Raw genomic sequence first — 17,616 nt, 5'->3', positions numbered from 1 at the left:
GCCCGCATCGTCGGCGGCGGCCGCGCCGCGCAGGAGCGCCATGCGTGAGGCGGGCGCGCTGCCGACCGGCGCCCGGGTGCGCTCGCGCACGGCCCGCGATCTGCTCTACAGCGTGTTCGCCCGCGGCGTCATGCTGCTCGGCGGCTTCGCCGTCTCGGTGCTGCTGGCGCGCCTGCTCGGCGCGGAGGGGCGCGGCGTCATCGCCGCCGTCTTCCTGATCCCGACGCTGCTGCTCTACGTCGCGGATCTGGGCGTGCGCCAGGCGACGGCCTACTTCACGGGTCGCCAGGTGTATGCCTACGAAGACATCGTCAAGACGTCGGCCTTCATGTGGCTGGTCACCTCGGCCGGGGCGACGGCGGCGATCGCGGCGTACTATGCGGTCTTCTACGTCGGCAAGTACGAGCTGCCGCTGCTGGCGATCGCGCTCGCCACGATGCCGTTCACGCTGCTCGTCAATTATGCCAAGGGCATCCTGCAGGGGCGGGACCGCGTCGGCAAGGTCAACAATCTGGAGATGCTGAACGTCGGCGTCAATGTGGCGGCGGTGCTCGTACTGCTCGGGCTGCTGAAGCTCGGCGTGCTCGGCGCGGCGCTCGTGCAGCTGCTGATGGGGCTGCTCGTGGCGGTGCAGGCGCTGCGGATGGTGCGGCAGATCGCCGGGGGCGTGCGCATCGGGTATGTCAAGGGGCTGCCGACCGCCTTTCTCAAGAAGGGCCTCACCTATGCGGCGACGCTGTTCGTCCTGCAGCTCAATTACCGAATCGACGTGCTCATGCTGGAGCGAATGGCGAGCGTGCGCGAGGTCGGCCTGTACACGGTCGGCACGACGCTGGCCGAGCTGATCTGGCAGCTGCCGGCGGCGGCGGGGATGGTGCTGTTCGCCAAGAGCGCGGGCAGCAAGAGCGAGGGCGAGGCGACGCGGCGCGCGGCCAAGCTGCTGCGCGTCATGCTGCCGGTGCTGATCGCGGTCTGCCTCGGACTCGGCGTATTCGCGCCGCTGGCCGTCGATCTGCTGTACGGCGCCGACTTCGACGGCTCGGCCCAGGTGATCCGGCTGCTGCTGCCGGGCATCGTGGTGATGACGTTCTTCAAGATTCTCAATGCCGACCTGGCCGGACGGGGCAAGCCGCTGTTTGCGCTGGGCGCTTATATCCTGCCGCTCGTCCTGAATGTCGTGCTCAATCTGATCTTCATCCCGCAGTACGGGATCGAAGGCACGGCGCTGACCTCTACGATCAGCTACACCGTCGGCGGCTTGCTGTTCCTGTACCTGTATCTGCGGGAGACGGGACTGCGGCTGACCGACGTGCTCATATTACGGCCCGGCGACCTGCGCAGGAAGTGACAGGTTGCGCGCGGCGCAAGCGAAGGGGGACATCTCCAATGACAACGATTCTGGTGACGGGAGCTGCAGGCTTCATCGGCTATCATCTGTCGCGGCGACTGCTGGAGGATGGCCATGAGGTCGTCGGCGTGGACAATCTGAACACGTACTACGACCCGGCGCTCAAGCTGCAGCGGCTGCAGCGGCTGACCGCTTACGAAGGGTTCGACTTCCACCGCTTCGCGCTGGAGGACGGCGACCGTCTGCAGGCGCTGATGCGGGAGCGGGACATCCGCGTCGTCGTCAATCTGGCGGCCCAGGCGGGCGTGCGCTACAGCCTGGACAATCCGCGGGCGTACATCGACGCCAATGTGGTCGGCTTCCTCAACGTGCTGGAGGCGTGCCGCCATCATGGCGTCGAGCATCTGATCTACGCCTCCTCGAGCTCGGTGTACGGGGCGAATACGCAGATGCCGTTCTCGACGGGGCACAATGTCGATCATCCGGTCAGCCTCTATGCCGCGACCAAGAAGTCCAACGAGCTGATGGCCCACACCTATAGCCATCTGTACGGCCTGCCGGTGACGGGGCTGCGCTTCTTCACGGTATATGGCCCGTGGGGGCGTCCGGACATGGCGTACTACCTGTTCACGCAGGCGATCGCCCAGCGCCGGCCGATCAAGGTGTTCAACCACGGCCAGATGAAGCGCGACTTCACCTACATCGACGATATCGTCGAGGGCATCGCGCGGCTGCTGGAGCACCGTCCCGCGCCCAATACGTCGCCGCTGACCGGCAGCGCCGCGCCGTACAAGGTGTACAACATCGGCAACAACAAGCCGGTCGAGCTCGGCCGCTTCATCGAGGTGATCGAGCAGCGTCTGGACATCCCGGCGATCCGCGACTACCAGCCGATGCAGCCGGGCGATGTGCCGGAGACGTATGCGGACGTAGACGAGTTGATCCGCGATGTCGGGTTCCGGCCGAGCACCTCGATCGAGGAGGGGCTGGGTCGCTTCATCGACTGGTACACAGGCTATCATCAGCCGATATCGGTGGCGCCATGAAGATCATGCTGCGCAATCGGCGCTTCCAGGGGGGCGCGGCCATCTCGGCGCTCGAGTACGGCAAGCTGATGCGCCGCATGTACGGAGAGGGGGAGGTCGAGCTCGTCGCCGCCGGTCAATATGCGGGTGTGCAGGAGACCTACGCGGCCGAGGGCATCCGCACCTACGACGTGCCGTACTTCGAGAACAATCACCCGTGGCGCAATCTGACCGGCCTGATCCGCTATGTGCGGGTGCTGCGCCGCGAGCGGGTCGATCTGATCGTCGCGATCGCCGTCTGCAACGGCATGCTGCATCGCATCGTCTCGCGCATGCTCGGCATCCCGGTGCTGACGATCGTGCCGGGCGGCGAGATCCCCGGCAGCTTCGCTGCGATCATGGGCGATACGCCGCTCGTCGTGTTCAGCGAGGAGAACAAGCGCGCGCTCACGGATGCGGGCTACGACGAATCCCGCATCCGGCTGATCACGAACCGGCTCGTCTTCGAGCCGCAGGCGCCGGCGCATATGCCGGCGGCGCACTACGCGCGGCCGCTGCACGGCGAGCCGGTGCGGCTGTTGCTGATCTCCCGGCTCGACGGGGAGAAGATGCGCTCGGTGCACTACGTGCTGGACTGCGTGGCGGCGCTGGTCGGCGCACACCAGAGCGCGGGCGCGTCCGGCGCGACGGACGGCCGCCCGGCGCTCGGCGGCACGGGGGCTGCGGTCTCGGCATCCGGACCCGCCGCGCTGCCGCCGATCCGGCTCACGCTGCTCGGCGACGGCGACTATATCGCGGAGGTGCGGGCTCGCGCCGCCGCGATCAATGCCGCTGCCGGCGGCGAGGTCGTGCGCGTGGCCGGCTTCCGCCGCGATGTCAAGGCCCACATCGACGATGCGCATATCGTGTTCGGCAAGGGGCGAAGCATTATCGAGCCGGTCTATCACGGCCGCATCGCCTTCGTCGTGAACGAGGCCGAGCAGATGTGGCAATGCACGCCGCAGACGCTGCCGCGGCTGCAGGCGACCAACTTCTCCGGGCGCGCGCTGCAGCAGCCGGACGCGCTCGTGCTGCTGGAGCGCCGCATCCGGGAGGCGGCGGCCGGCGCGGTCGATCCCGCGCCGCTGGAGGAGAGCAGCGCCTACATCGCACGCATGTACGACATCCGGCACGCCGCTGCGGCGATAGACGGCGCGGTGCGCGCGCTGGCGCCGCCGACAGGCGCGGGGCGACTCACTGTACTGGGCGTGCTGCGGGGCGGCGCCGAGTTCGTACGCATCTACGTCAAGCTGACCACTCATTATATGCGCCGCGCCGCGGCGCGGCGGCGCGAGCGCGCTGCGCGCACCGCGGCCGGTCCGCAGCAGAGGAGCGTGGAGTCATGAAGCTGGTGCTATTGTCCGGAGGCTCGGGCAAGCGGCTGTGGCCGCTGTCCAACGATGCCCGGTCCAAGCAATTCCTGCGCATCTTGGACGGCCCGGGCGGGGCCAGGGAATCGATGGTGGAGCGCGTGTGGCGCCAGCTCGGGGAGCACGGGCTGCAGCAAGCGGCGCATATCGCCGCAGGCCGCTCCCAGGTCGAGCTGATCCGGAGCCACGCCGGGGCGGATGTGCCGCTCATCATCGAGCCGGAGCGCCGCGACACCTTCCCCGCGATTGCGCTGGCAGCGGTCTATCTGTATTCGATCGCCGGGGTCTCGCTGGAGGAGACGATCACGATCCTGCCGGTCGATCCGTATGTCGAGAGCGACTTCTTCGCGCAAGTGCAGCGGCTCGGCGAGGTGCTGGAGGCGTCCGGCGCTGAGCTGGCGCTGATGGGCGTGGCGCCGACGCACCCGTCGGAGAAGTACGGCTACATCGTCACCGACGCGGCGGCGTCCAGCTCTGACGCGCCGTCCTACCGCAAGGTGCGGCGCTTCACCGAGAAACCGCGCGAGGCCGAGGCGCGGGCGCTGATCGCGGAGGGCGCGCTGTGGAATTGCGGTGTCTTTGCCTTCAAGCTCGGCTATCTGATCAACCTGCTGATGGCGCGCCGGCTGCCGCTGCACTACGACGAGATGGTGCGTCGCTATGCGTCGCTGGGCAAGAGCAGCTTCGACTACGAGGTCGTCGAGCGCGCCGCGGACGTCGCGGTGCTGCCGTACGACGGCGCCTGGAAGGACCTTGGCACCTGGAATACGCTGACCGAGGAGATGGGCACGCAGACGATGGGCAGCGGCATCGTCACCGCGGATGCGGCCAATACGCATGTGATCAACGCGCTCGGCATCCCGATCACCGTCCTCGGCCTGACCGACGCGGTCGTAGCCGCCGGACCGGACGGCATTCTCGTCACGGACAAGCAGGCGAGTCCGCGGATCAAGGAGGTGATGGCGCATCTGCAGGAGCGGCCGATGTACGAGGAGCGGCGCTGGGGGCGCTATCAGGTGCTGGACCGGCTCGCGGAGCGGGATGGCAGTCAGGTCATGACCAAGCGGGTCAGCCTCGAGCCCGGTCGCAACTTCAGCTATCACTACCATCTGCACCGCAGCGAGGTATGGACGGTGCTGAGCGGCGAGGGCCGGCTCGTGCTGCAGGACGAGCTGCGGCCGCTGCGGGCGGGCGAGACGGTGCAGATCCCCGCCGGCTGCCGGCACGCGCTGCAGGCGCTGACGGCGATGGAGCTGATCGAGGTGATGCGCGGCAGCGAGCTGGGCGAGTCGGATATCGTGCGGCTGGATACCGCGTGGCCGGAGATCGTCGGGTATTGTGCCACCTGATTGACCTGATTCAGTCGATCCGGGGCTATGGCGCACGGCAACGGGTCTGTTTGCGGTGGCACTGGCGACTGGCTGTGCGACCCTACTTATACGATGAGGAGTGAGAGCGCGATGAACATTACAGTGGTGGGCACCGGCTATGTCGGCCTGGTGTCGGGCGTATGCTACGCCGAGCTGGGCAACCGTGTCGTCTGCGTGGACAAGGACGCGCACAAGATCATGCAGCTGGAGCGCGGCGAGATTCCGATCTACGAGCCGGGCCTGAAGGAGCTGGCCGATGCCAACGTGCGGCGCGGCCGGCTCAGCTACACGTCCGACCTGCACGAGGCGATGCGCCTCTCCGAGCTGGTCATCATCGCCGTCGGCACCCCGCCGTTGCCGAGCGGCGAGGCCGATATGCGCTACATCGAGTCGGTGGCGGCCGAGATCGGCGAGGCGCTCGGGCATTATCAATTGATCGTCATCAAGAGCACCGTGCCCGTCGGCACCAACGAGGCGGTGCGGGGGCTGATCGCCGCGCGTACGCGGCAGCCGTTCGAGATGGCGTCGGTGCCGGAATTCTTGCGGGAGGGCTCGGCGGTCCAGGACACGCTGCACCCCGACCGCATCGTGATCGGCGCGGACAGCAGCCGCGCCGCCCATACGCTGCAGGAGCTGCATCGTCCGCTGACCGACCAGTTGATCGTCACGGACATCCGCAGCGCCGAGATGATCAAGTACGCGTCTAATGCCTTCCTGGCGACCAAGATCTCGTTCATCAACGAGATCGCCAACATCTGCGAGAAGGTCGGCGCCGACGTCACCGAGGTGGCCGGCGGCATGGGGCTGGACCGGCGGATCGGGGCGGCGTTCCTGCGGGCGGGCATCGGCTACGGCGGCTCCTGCTTCCCCAAGGACACGAAGGCGCTCATCCAGATCGCGGGCAATGTGGCCTACGACTTCAAGCTGCTCAAGTCGGTCGTCGAGGTCAACCACATGCAGCGCTTCGGCGTGATCGACAAGCTGCTGCGCGCGCTCGGGCATCTGCAGGGGCGGCGGGTCGCAATCTGGGGCCTGGCGTTCAAGCCGGAGACCGACGACGTGCGCGACGCCCCGGCGATCGAGATCATCGAGCGGCTGCTCGAGCTTGGCGCGACGCCGGTGGTGCACGATCCGATCGCGATGCCGAATTTTCGCCGGATCGCCGCCGATCCGCGCATCGTCTGGTGCGAGCAGCCGCTGGACGCGGTGCGAGGCGCGGACGCGCTATGTCTGCTGACCGAGTGGAGCCAGTACCTGCGCCAGGATCTGCGCGAGGTGGAGCGGGCGATGGCGCGGCCGATCCTGATCGACGGGCGCAATGCCTACAGCGCGGAGCAGCTGGCCGGCGCTCACTTTGCCTATTATCCGGTCGGACGCCCGGCGATGAACAACGAGGATATCGCGCTGCACGAGCTGATCTAATCGTGCGTTGAAAAAGTATGCCGCCGTGTCCGAAATGCGCTTCCGTATGCTCCCGAAGCGATGTTTCTTCGAAACATTGTACCTCCTCTATTTCTTGAATAAGACTCATTCAGAGGAAGAAATCGAGGAGCAAAAGATCGGGCGCTTCGCTTCTCCAACGCAATTTCGGACACTCTGGCACTTTTTTATCGCACTTCTGATTTTTTAAATTTATTGAAGAGGTGATTTCTACGTGAAATGGAGAAAAACTGTCGTATCCGCCACGCTGGCGATGTCGCTGTCGGCCACGACCTTCGCCGGTCTGCCGCTCAGTACGCAAGGTCTGGCGGACAAGCTGGGCCTGCAAGCCGCGGCCTATGCCGCCGACGAGCCGTTCCTCAGCGCGGCCTTCCTGGCGCGGATGCAAAAGGTGCACGCCGCGCTCAGCGCCGGCGATCCGGTCGACGTCCAGCAGGTGCGCGATCTGCGCGACGAGATTCGGATGCTGACCTTTGCGGAGCACGGCGAGCTGGTCGATCCGATCTGGACGAAGCTGGAGGGGCAAGTCGACCCTTCCGTCAAGGAGACGCTGTTCCACTTCATGGTCGATGTCGGCAGCCTGCAGTACGACGCGACGGCGGCCAATCTGGAGGCGCTGCGCACCGACCCGGGCTATCATGCGGCGCTGCAGCAGGTCGCGACGGCAGGCGGCGTGGACGATCTGACGGTCGACGATATCATGCTGTTCGCCTTCGGCAACGGGCCCGGCGGACCGGGCGGCGTGCAGGGGGCGATCATCGATGAAGTCGTGCGGCTCGTCGAGGAGGCCAATCCGGCCGAGCTGCTGAAGCTGATGTCCGACGTCGAGGCGCAGAACAAGCTGATCGGCGATGCGATCCGCGATGTGCTCGCCGACAAGGACAGCTACGAGGTCAGCAGCATCGTCGACGAGCTCGGCATCACCGGCGACGATGTAGTGGCCTTCATCCGTAATTTCCGCGAAGCGCTGTCGCCGGAGCTGATCGGCCCGGCCTTCAATTCCATGATGATCGCCTATGTGCGCTCGGAGACCGAGGCCGAGGCCGAGGTGACGAATGACGGCCGCAAGCTGACGCACACGCTGCGCGTGCACGGTCTCGAGGTGCCGAATCTGATGCTGCGCTGGTCCAAGGTGAGCGGCAGCAGCGATGTGTCCGTCTCGGGTAACGGCGTCGTGACGATCCCGGCTTCGGTTGAGTCCGCGACGGCGGTCATCGAGGCCCGCGAGCGGATGTACGACAAGGTCATCTTCTCCGAGGAAGTCACGCTGACGAACGAAGCGGGCGGCGGCAACAACGGAGGCGGCAATAATGGCGGTGGCGGCAATAATGGCGGCAATGGCGGGAACAACGGAGGGAACAACGGGGGCGGCAATAACGGCGGAGGCGGAGGCGTCATCGTGCCGCCGGTCGATCCGGGCGAGCTGCAGCAGGTGCTCGCTCGGCTCAATGCGATCGCGGCGGAGCTGGCCGACGCCACGCCGAGCGAGCGCGCCGCGCTGATTCGCGAGGCGCTGGAGCTGATCCGCGGCATCTGGGGCGGTATCGGCCGGCTGGACGCGACGCCGTGGATCTCGACCTCCGGAGCGGAGGCGACGGCGGCAGTCGATGCGGACGCGGTGCTGGATGCGGCCGAGCAGCTTCGGGAAGGCGAGTCCGCGGTGCGCGCGCGCTTCGCCGATCTGCCGGATGCGGTGATTCGCGAGCTGCTGGGCGAGCTGCCCGAGCCGGCGATTACGCTCCAGGCGGAAGATGTCGCGGCGGAGACGCTGACCTTCGAGGTGCCGGCATCGCTGGTGGAGGAGCTGGCGAGCGCCGACGTGCCGCAGCTGGGCTTCGCGCTGGACGGCCTGCTCGTCAAGCTGTCGCTCGACGGACTGGAGGGCGATCTCGCCCTGACGATCCGCCGCGTGGACGAGGCGGTCGCCCGGGCAGCGACGCACTCGCCGCTGCGCTCGTCCGTATACGCGCTCGAGCTGACCGCGGACGGCGAGCCGGTAGAGGAGCTGGAGACGCCGCTCGAGCTGGAGCTGCCGCTGCAGGGCGTGAGCGGCTCCCGCGCGGAGCGGGTCGTGCTCGGCCGGATTGACGGCGACCGACTGTCGCTCATGGGCGGCAGCGCCCGCGACGGCAAGCTGATCGAGCAGCCGCAGGCACTGGCGACGTATGTCGCGCTCGAGCTGCAGGCGCGCTTTGACGATCTGGCCGCTGTACAGGAATGGGCCGGCACGGCAATCGACTATGTGGCGGCGCAGGGCATTATCGAGGGTCGGCGCGACGGCGTGTTCGCGCCGGAGGGGGATGTGACCCGGGCCGAATTCGCCAAGATGCTCGTGCTGGCGCTCGGCCTCGCCCCGGATCGCGGGGGCGCGACCTTCGGCGACGTCGGGCAGGGGCATTGGTCGGCGCCGTATATCGGCGCCGCGGCCAAGCACGGCCTGATCCACGGCCGCAGCGCGGCGCGCTTCGACCCGGCCTCGCCGATCACGCATGCGGAGATGGCGACGATGGTGGCGCGCGGCTTGCAGCAGCGCGAGGCGGTGACGGAGGTGGGCGATCCGGATGCGGTGCTGGCCGGGGTTCGGGACGGGGCCGAGGTGCATCCGTCGCTCAAGGACGGCGTCGCTCTGGCCGCCAGCAGCGGACTGATCGACGGCCAGGGCGAGCGTTTTCGTCCGGCGGAGCATGCGAGCCGGGCTGACGCAGCGGTTATCATCTATGCATTGATTCAATAAGCGGAAGTTCCTTGCCGGGGCCGAATGCGGAGACTGTCGTTTCCGGTTCGGCCCCGGCTTTTTCATTCGCCCTGGGGCACGGAAGGAAGGGATGAGGAGATGAGAAGAGCAAGACCAAGACGAATCCGAACAATCGTGCTGATCACGCTGGCGGTCGCGCTCGTGCTGGCGACGACGGCGGCGCTCGTGCTCTATTGGCAGCTGCGCAGCGCCGATCTGGACGAGATCCGGCAGCGGCAGCTGCTCGCGGAGCAGACCGATGCGGCGGCGGACGACGGCGCGATCCCGCCCCTGCTCGAAGAGGCGGTGGAGCAAGCGGGCACGCTGACGGACGAGCCGATCGGCTGGCGCGACGCGCTCGACGTGGCCGCCATCCTGATGCAGTCCGAGCTGACGATGGGCGAGATGCGGCAGTTGATGGGCCAGTCGACCGAGACGCTGACGACCGCCGAGAAGCAAGCGATCCGGGAGCTGCTGCTGGCGAAGCTGTCGGACGAGGAGCTGGAGACGCTGCGGGCCATCACGAGCCGCTACGGCAAGTATCTCGTCATCGCCGATCCGGACTATCCGATCGAGGCCGTCGGCGTCATGGACGAGGCCGAGCGCGCGCGGATCGTGGCGGCGCATCGGGACGAAGCGCAGAGCGGCGCGCCGGACGGAGACGATCCGGATGCGGCGGGGACTGGCGCGGCACCGGACGCGGACCGACCGAGCACGTCATCGGGCGCGGCCGACGGGCGAAGCGGCAGCGGGCAGATGGCGTCCGAGACGGCATCGTCATCAGAGGCGGCTGACGCGGCGGCACAGCCGGAGCGGGAAGCGACTGCTGCTCCGGGAGGGGGAGCGGACGCTGCACCGGGCGACTCCGGCGCAACGGGCGGCGGCCAGTCCAGTGAGGGCGGTCGGGATGAGCAGGACGAGCAGCGCCGGAAGCTGGCCGCAACCTACGAAAATAAGCTGCAGCAGCTCAAAAGCAGCTGTACGCAGCAATCTCAGACGTTGATAGCGGAAGCTGCGAGCGAGTTGGAAAACGCAGCGGAAGGACAGTCCATCGAAGCGATCGGCGGCGGGCTGCTGGACAAGGTAAGCGAAGCGGAAGGGGAATGCGACACCAAGTTCAATGCGTTGCTGAGCGAGGCGCGCCAAGCGTTCGAAGCGCAGCAGCTCAGCTTCGAGAAAGGCGAATCGTGGAAGCGCGAGTATGCCGCGGCCAAGGCGGAAATTCGCAGCGCCGCCATCGCAAAGCTGCAAGGGCTGCTCTAGGCGCATGCGTCCAGCCAAGGCGAAGCGGCGGCTGTCGAAGTCTTTTGGCGGCGACACAAGTTGCGTGCCGAGAAATAATAGAAAAGTATAGGCGAAATTATATGCTTTCTATTTATTAAAGAAGCCCCCGTTGGCGCCTTGGCTACGGCTTGGCCCGGGGGCTGTCTGCGGCTGGCGCCGGTGCGATCACGGGCTCCTGCTGGACGCGATCGCGCACGACGCGTTCGAGCAAGAGGCGCACGAGCTCGAGATCCTCGCGCTCGAGAGGGACGCCGTCCCAGTGGAGCTGTTCGTGATTGAGCAGTTCGCGGGCATTGCTGCTCGGCTCCTGCGGGTCGATATGGTCGGTCAGCCCGAGCAGATAGTCCGCCGACGTGTGCAGCTTGCGGGCGATGGCCTGGGTCGTCTCGAGCGTAGGCTGGCGATAGCCGGATTCGTAGCCGGCGTAGGTGCTTTTGGCGACGCCGACCTGATCGGCGACCTCTTGCATCGAGTATTTCCGTTTTTTGCGCAATTGTTTGAGGCGTTTGGCAAACATCTATAGCTCCCCCTGGGGTGATTGTGACATAGGGCGCGAGGCACGGTCGCGGTCAGGTAGCAGCCCAGGCTAGGACTGGCAACCAGATGAAAAAAAGAAGAACAAGATTAATCTTTCCTAATTATAGCACGCCGGCGTGCATCTTGCACGAAAATCGACACGGCCCTTATTCCAAAGGCTCTCTTATAATCTGCATGAAAATTGTGTATGATAATAGGAAAACAAAATTCTGCGACTGCTCTGGAATCTACCAGAATCGCGCAGGAAAGGTTGAGGGGCATGGGAATGGAAATCAAAACGTCGTCATCCAACTTCATCAAAAGCATTGTCGCCGACGATCTGAAGCAGGGCAAGGTCAAGGAGGTCGTCACACGCTTCCCGCCCGAGCCGAACGGGTATCTGCATATCGGGCACGCCAAGTCTATCTGCCTGAACTTCGAGCTCGCGGACGAATTCGGCGGACGCACGAATCTGCGCTTCGACGATACGAATCCGCTCAAGGAAGACACCGAATACGTCGAGGCGATCAAGCACGATGTGGAGTGGCTTGGCTTTGAGTGGGACCGGCTGTGCTTCGCCTCGGATTACTTCGAGGAGATGTACGAGCGGGCGCTGCTACTGGTGCGCAAGGGCAAGGCCTACGTCTGCGACCTGGACGCCGAACAGATCCGCGAGACACGGGGCACGCTGACCGAGCCGGGCACGAACAGTCCGTACCGCGAGCGCAGCGCGGCGGAGAACGAGCAGCTGCTGCGGGAGATGCGCGAGGGCCGGTACGCCGACGGCGAGAAAGTGCTGCGGGCCAAGATCGACATGGCCGCGCCCAATATCAATCTGCGGGACCCGGTGCTCTACCGGATCGCGCATACGAAGCATCACCGTACCGGCGACGCCTGGTGCATCTATCCGATGTACGATTACGCGCATCCGCTCGGCGATGCGATCGAAGGCGTGACGCACTCGATCTGTACGCTCGAATTCGAGGATCATCGGCCCCTCTACGATTGGATCGTACGGGAGTGCGAGATGGAGGCGGAGCCGCATCAGTACGAGTTCGCCCGGCTCAACCTGACCAATACGGTCATGAGCAAGCGGCTGCTGCGCCAGCTCGTCGAGGAGGGCGTCGTCGACGGGTGGGACGATCCGCGCATGCCGACAATTTCGGGCTTCCGGCGCAAGGGCTACACGCCCGAGGCGATCCGCAGCTTCAGCCGCGAGATCGGGGTGGCGCGCGCCTACAGCAAGGTCGACGAGCGCATGCTGGAGCATTTCATTCGCGAGGACCTGAAGCTGAGCGCGGCGCGGACGATGGCGGTCGTACGCCCGCTCAAGGTCGTCATCACGAATTACCCCGAAGGGGAGATCGAGTGGCTCGAGGCCGAGAACAACGCGGAGAACGAGGCCATGGGCACGCGCCGCATTCCGTTCGGACGCGAGATCTACATCGAGCGCGACGACTTCATGGAGGATCCGCCGAATAAGAAGTATTTCCGGCTCTATCCGGGCAACGAAGTGCGGCTCAAGCATGCCTACTTCATCGTCTGCCAGGAGGTCGTCAAGGATGCCAGCGGCGAGATCGTCGAGCTGCGCTGCACCTACGATCCGGAGACCAAGAGCGGCAGCGGCTTCACCGGCCGCAAGGTCAAGGGCACGCTGCACTGGGTCGAGGCGTCGCAAGCGCTGCCGGCGCAATTCCGGCTGTACGAGCCGCTCGTCAATGACGAGGCGCTCAGCGAGGACAAGACGTACATGGACTGCCTGAATCCGCAGTCGCTGGAGGTGCTGGAGGGCTTCGTCGAGGCGAACATGCAGGGCGTCGAGGGCGGCACCAAGTTCCAGCTGTTCCGCCACGGCTACTTCAATGCCGATCCCAAGCTGACACGGCCGGAGCATCCGGTCTTCAACCGGATCGTCTCGCTCAAGAGCTCTTACGATCCGACGAAGTAACGTCGTGCTCAAGAGGGCGGTTACCACCCGAAGCATCCGTCAAAAGGACCCCCCGGGGGGTCCTTTTTTGTAGCGGAGAGGACGGACGGGTCAATAACGATGAGCATGCAAAAACAGGCTCCGCCGTCCGAAGACGGCGAAGCCTGTTTCACCTTGATAGGCCGGGTTAGTTAATGAAATTAACGCCCGTCAGGAAGCGCGTTACCATTGTTGCAGCTTCAGCGCGCGTCGCATTGGCTTCACCGGCTACGCGAGTAGCGGATTGACCAAGAACGATGCCCGACTGAATTGCAGCGGCAACCTCTTCTTCTGCCCAGCCAAGAGCGGCAACATCCGTGTAAGGAGCAAGCGCGGAGGATACTTGCGCATCCGTCAGCGTGACTTCCTCACCAGCGTATGCCAGGGCACGAACGACCATGGCAGCCAGCTCTTTACGGGTGATGTTCGCTTGCGGGTTGAACGTGCCATCCGGATAGCCTTGGACGATACCAGCGTCAGCAGCAGCAGCTACTGCACCGGCGAACCATTGGCCAGCGGGGACGTCGGAGAATTCCGCCGTCGTGGCAGTCGTGTCAAGCGACAGCGAGCGAACGATCATTGCAGCAAACTCGGCACGAGTGATGTTGCGGCCCGGTTGGAACAACGTGTCGTTCACACCTTCGACCACAAGCTTCGAAGCCAGAGTTTCAACGTCTTCTTGCGCCCAGTGGCTCACGAGGTCGGTGAAGACCTTCGGATCCAGCTCGAGCACCGTGTAGACGCTGTTGCCGTTACGCTTCAGGGTAGCCGTCGTGATGCCGTCATTGGTAGCGAAAGTAGCAGGAACAAAGCTAAATTCACCCGTAGCCGGATTATACAGGACGCCGGTCACCTGATCGGACGTTGCAACTTTATTGAGAGGGAGCGAACGCTCGACATACGTGCTGCCGAAGTTGTTGATCTCAATTTCCTCGTCGTCGCCCACGGCTACGACTTTGTAGTCGTAAGCGCCAGCCACTTGAGTGCCTCCGATCGCCGTAGCGGCGGCTTCGACTGCAGCTGCAGTCTCACCTTCCAGTACGTTGATCTCCACGCGGATCACGAGGTCGTCAATGTCGATGCCAAGAGCATCGGCCAGAGCGCTCAGATCCAGCACGGACAGTGGAAGCTTGTACGTTGCACCGTCAGCGTTAACGATCGTTACCGTACCGTCTGCAGTCAGAGCAGATGCAGGCAGCAGAGCTACATTGCCGGTGATGTTGACCGTAGCTTCGCCATCTGCCAGAGCAGTAGCGAGTGCAGTCGCATCGACACGGCCGTCGGACCAAGCATTAATGCTGTCTCCACTGTTGGTCGGAGGGAAGAAGATCCCGCCGCCACCGGAGTTGCTCAGGGAACGGTAGATGCTGTCACTGTAGACGTTCGCGACTACTGTGCTGGATACGGGGTAGTAGTACTGCAACACGATGTTCTCGTTGGCAGCGAACTGCGAGCGTTCGATCGTGAAGTCGTAATATACCGTACCAGCAGCACTCGAGTAGCCGTAGGCTGCGTCAACTGCACCCAGATATGCGCCAGCATTGCTGTACACCTGAATGGCAATTGTCTGTTGGTCGTCCAGGAGCTGATATGTGCTGTCCTCGACGTACACAGTACCGGTTACTTTTCCGTTGAGGGAAGTAACTGAGCCGAAGCCATTTGCAAATGCTGCGATTGGCAGCAGTGCGGAAACGATCATCAGCGAAACGATAAGTGCTGCGGTTTTTTTCATAAGTACGTTCTTCATAATTTATTTTTCACCTCCTTTCGCGGCATATTTTGAAATATCTATTAGGTCTAGTAATTCTCTCTGAAAAAGGAGGAAATTAGATTTCCTGAAAAAGTATAAACACACTTCCAGGCAAAAGCAAGGTTTTCAATTAATTAAATTGTTCTAATTGTTCCAATAATCGTCCTTGCTCTTCGGGTACAGCCTGCGTCAAGTAATCCTTCAAGGCTTTATCGGGCTGCCCAATCGCCTCCAGCGCGAGGGCGTACGAGCGGATTCCTGTGCGCAAGAATGCATCCTGTTGCAGCTGTTGAGCATCGAATTGCATCAACCATTCCTGAATGGGTTGGATCATTTCCACAGTGGCCGCATAATTTGCTTGCTCGAACTGGATCTGGCCAATCGCCAAGCGAATATATGGCGTGGGCGCGAACTCGCGGCCTTGAAGCTGTTCTTCCGGCAGTTCTTCAAGCTGCTGCTGCTTGTCCCCGATCTCATCAAGCAACGCCATGGCGCGGTCCCAATACAATTTCGTCTGTGCCTCGTCAGAGTCCTGAAGGTTCTGGCCTGTCAAAGCATACTCCATAATGGCTGCCTCGTAGAAATTGATATCCCATTGAAATTTTCGTATGCCTTCTTCCAATACTTCCAATGCAAGGTTATACTCGCCCAGCACTTTAAAGTTGCGGTACTGCGCTAAAATTAATTGACGTTCGTACGGTTCGGAATGTTTCAGCTCGGTCAATCTTTTTTTGTTTTCCTCGACATACGTCGTATCCTGCGTCTGCAAGTACGCCTGGCGATACCAGTCGGCCTTGAGCAGATTATACGCCGGATGATCCGGCGATAAGGCCAGCGCTTCATCAAGCGGCGCCAGCAGCTCGTTGAGCGGTCGCTGCTCGCTTGTGGCCAGGTAGACCGCATGCTTGAAATAGCGCTGTGCGTTATACTCACGGTAGGCGACGACGGCCAGGATGATCGCGAGTACGGCCAACACCGATGGATAGATATAGCGTATGATACGTAATTGATTCCAGGATAGTTTCGGAATCTTGATTTCCTTAGGATAAATGCCTCCAAGCACGCCCAATGATAGAAAGACGACCGAAGAAACATAGACATAACTCATATCAAAGTCAATCAGGCTGTGCACAAGAATTGCGGCAGAGAAAATAAAAAATACCAGGTGGTCCTTCTCGTCCTCGCGGTCTTTGAAGTAATGGCGAATGTACCAGTAATAGACAAAGCCAATCAGGCCAATCAAGACAACAAAGCCGATCCACCCAACCTCGACCAACGATTGCACCAGATAGCTGTGCGCCTGTCGGCTGATGTACGGGTTGTTCTGATACTGCTCATACAAAGCGGTCCAGCCGCCCCCGCCTGCGCCAAGCAAGGGATAATCGGCTACGACTTTCATAGCGTCCACGTAAAAGGTGGCGCGCTCAAGCACACTGTGCTGCTGAAAGTTGATGTTTTCCAAGCGATTGGCGATCGCTTCCGGCAGGAATGTGTTGGCGAAACCCGACAGCAACACAAAAACAAAGACAATGCCAAGTACAGCCAAAAGCACCGGGACAGCGAACACAGAAAAACGTTTTTCGGCAATTTTCGCAAGCTTGTCGTGAACCCAGCCGCTGGAACGGTGCAACCCGTAGACAACCAAAGCCGTCAATAAGGATGCTGCGACCAGCCAGATCCAGCTCTCCAGGGCCGGCGACTCCCAAAACGGGATCGTATTCGCTACGCCGCCGTTCGCCCGTGGTTGGACGCGTTCGGCGATACTTATGTAATTCTGAGTAATCTTACCCAAGATGATGAGCATTGAAACGCCTGAAATCGCCATCGCCAAAATAAATTGAACTTGCTTGTGCAGGCGCATGAATGGCAGCACCAGCAGAATCAAAATCGGCAGCAGCACGAGGGCGCCGCGCGAGTAGGTCAGCATGAGCGAAAGCCAGATGGGGACCAGCATTGCGCCGTGAAAGGCCGCGCTATACCAGCGCCTCGCATGCGTCGCGCAATACAGGGCCGCCAGTACGAGGGCTACCAGATATCCGGCATAGGTGTTAGAATACTGAAAGACGGAGGTCAGCCGGTAGTCGCCGCTGGAGAACCAGAGTGCGTCCGGGAAGTAGCGCTGGCCGAGCAAATTCAGCACGCCGAAAAGGACGACGCAGTAGCTGGAAAGCAGCAGGGCGTACTTCAAGACCTGACGAGTGGTGAAGGTAGACGCAATGTACAAGCCAAGCATGAAGAAGCCTGCCAGCAGGCAGTAAATTAGTGTCATGAGCTTGGCATTATGACTGGCCACGGCCTGAAAGGAAGAGAGCCAATAGACGAAAGGCAAAAGGAGTGAACCAAGCGCCAACAGGCCGCGGGAGGTCTCCAACTGCCATTGCTTGAACAAGTAAGCTGCGAAGACAATAAGCATGATGAAGACAAATAGCATCGCTTCGTAAATGGGCAATTCAAAATCGTAGATTAAGCTGTTAAATAGGCCGGTTTGGAAAGGGAAGATGAATAGGTATAGGGATGCTGAGAGGATTAATATCCAATGTAACAAAGAAAAATCGACTGATTTCGCAACCGGCCTTCCCCTATTCGAACTGTAATTTGACTTGGTTTTTGTTTTCATTTAGAACTCCTTTTTACGCGTCACTAGATTGGGATGGATACCATTTTAGCAAAATGAAGACAGTAAATCTATAATGCATGATTTACGGATAACACAATCCATATATTTGCAGCGAATGGGATAGGGTGGAATTGCATTCCGAAGTCTGCTACTATAT

General features: G+C 62.3%; 11 protein-coding genes. 8 read left to right on the top strand and 3 right to left on the bottom strand.

Going from position 1 to position 17,616, the window contains the following annotated elements:
• The 7 genes from IDH44_RS12120 to IDH44_RS12090 all read left to right on the top strand — a co-directional run.
• Positions 1 to 1,348 (top strand): oligosaccharide flippase family protein (locus IDH44_RS12120; RefSeq protein ID WP_190917979.1); only part of this gene is annotated, 1,348 nt, incomplete at its 5' end.
• A 38-nt stretch (positions 1,349 to 1,386) separates the two neighbouring features.
• Positions 1,387 to 2,394: an NAD-dependent epimerase gene (locus IDH44_RS12115; RefSeq protein WP_190917978.1), complete on the top strand. Its 1,008-nt coding sequence runs from the start codon at positions 1,387 to 1,389 to the stop codon at positions 2,392 to 2,394.
• On the top strand, positions 2,391 to 3,758 hold the full coding sequence (locus IDH44_RS12110) for a glycosyltransferase family protein (RefSeq protein WP_190917976.1): 1,368 nt from the start codon (positions 2,391 to 2,393) through the stop codon (positions 3,756 to 3,758). Before IDH44_RS12115 ends, IDH44_RS12110 begins: the two co-directional genes overlap by 4 nt.
• Positions 3,755 to 5,131, top strand: coding sequence for a sugar phosphate nucleotidyltransferase (locus IDH44_RS12105; RefSeq protein ID WP_190917975.1), 1,377 nt, complete (start codon positions 3,755 to 3,757; stop codon positions 5,129 to 5,131). Before IDH44_RS12110 ends, IDH44_RS12105 begins: the two co-directional genes overlap by 4 nt.
• Before the next feature lie 111 nt (positions 5,132 to 5,242).
• A complete protein-coding gene (locus tag IDH44_RS12100; protein WP_190917973.1) occupies positions 5,243 to 6,574 on the top strand; it encodes a UDP-glucose dehydrogenase family protein in 1,332 nt (443 codons plus the stop codon).
• Positions 6,575 to 6,806: 232 nt separating this feature from the next.
• Positions 6,807 to 9,326: an S-layer homology domain-containing protein gene (locus IDH44_RS27170; protein WP_190917972.1), complete on the top strand. Its 2,520-nt coding sequence runs from the start codon at positions 6,807 to 6,809 to the stop codon at positions 9,324 to 9,326.
• Between the two features lie 99 nt (positions 9,327 to 9,425).
• A complete protein-coding gene (locus tag IDH44_RS12090; protein ID WP_190917971.1) occupies positions 9,426 to 10,589 on the top strand; it encodes a hypothetical protein in 1,164 nt (387 codons plus the stop codon).
• A 142-nt stretch (positions 10,590 to 10,731) separates the two neighbouring features.
• On the opposite strand, the gene IDH44_RS12085 is transcribed toward IDH44_RS12090, so the two are convergent.
• Positions 10,732 to 11,127 (bottom strand): helix-turn-helix domain-containing protein, encoded by a 396-nt coding sequence (locus IDH44_RS12085; RefSeq protein ID WP_190917969.1) that lies wholly within the window; start codon positions 11,125 to 11,127, stop codon positions 10,732 to 10,734.
• Positions 11,128 to 11,412: 285 nt separating this feature from the next.
• Here IDH44_RS12085 and IDH44_RS12080 point away from each other — a divergent pair, with 285 nt between their 5' ends.
• Positions 11,413 to 13,074, top strand: coding sequence for a glutamine--tRNA ligase/YqeY domain fusion protein (locus tag IDH44_RS12080; RefSeq protein WP_190917968.1), 1,662 nt, complete (start codon positions 11,413 to 11,415; stop codon positions 13,072 to 13,074).
• 166 nt (positions 13,075 to 13,240) lie between these two features.
• On the opposite strand, the gene IDH44_RS12075 is transcribed toward IDH44_RS12080, so the two are convergent.
• Together IDH44_RS12075 and IDH44_RS12070 are read right to left on the bottom strand one after the other, a co-directional pair.
• Positions 13,241 to 14,839 carry an S-layer homology domain-containing protein gene (locus IDH44_RS12075; protein ID WP_190917966.1) on the bottom strand — a complete coding sequence of 533 codons (1,599 nt, stop codon included), beginning with the start codon at positions 14,837 to 14,839 and terminating at the stop codon, positions 13,241 to 13,243.
• Between the two features lie 133 nt (positions 14,840 to 14,972).
• Complete coding sequence (locus IDH44_RS12070) at positions 14,973 to 17,459, bottom strand: O-antigen ligase family protein (RefSeq protein ID WP_190917964.1); 2,487 nt, start codon at positions 17,457 to 17,459, stop codon at positions 14,973 to 14,975.
• Between the last annotated feature and the right edge of the window lie 157 nt (positions 17,460 to 17,616).

The organism is Paenibacillus sabuli, from assembly GCF_014705605.1.
Classification (GTDB): domain Bacteria; phylum Bacillota; class Bacilli; order Paenibacillales; family Paenibacillaceae; genus Paenibacillus_D; species Paenibacillus_D sabuli.
The sequence above is the reverse complement of the archived record's forward strand: the minus strand, read 5'-3'. Positions and strand labels throughout refer to the sequence as shown.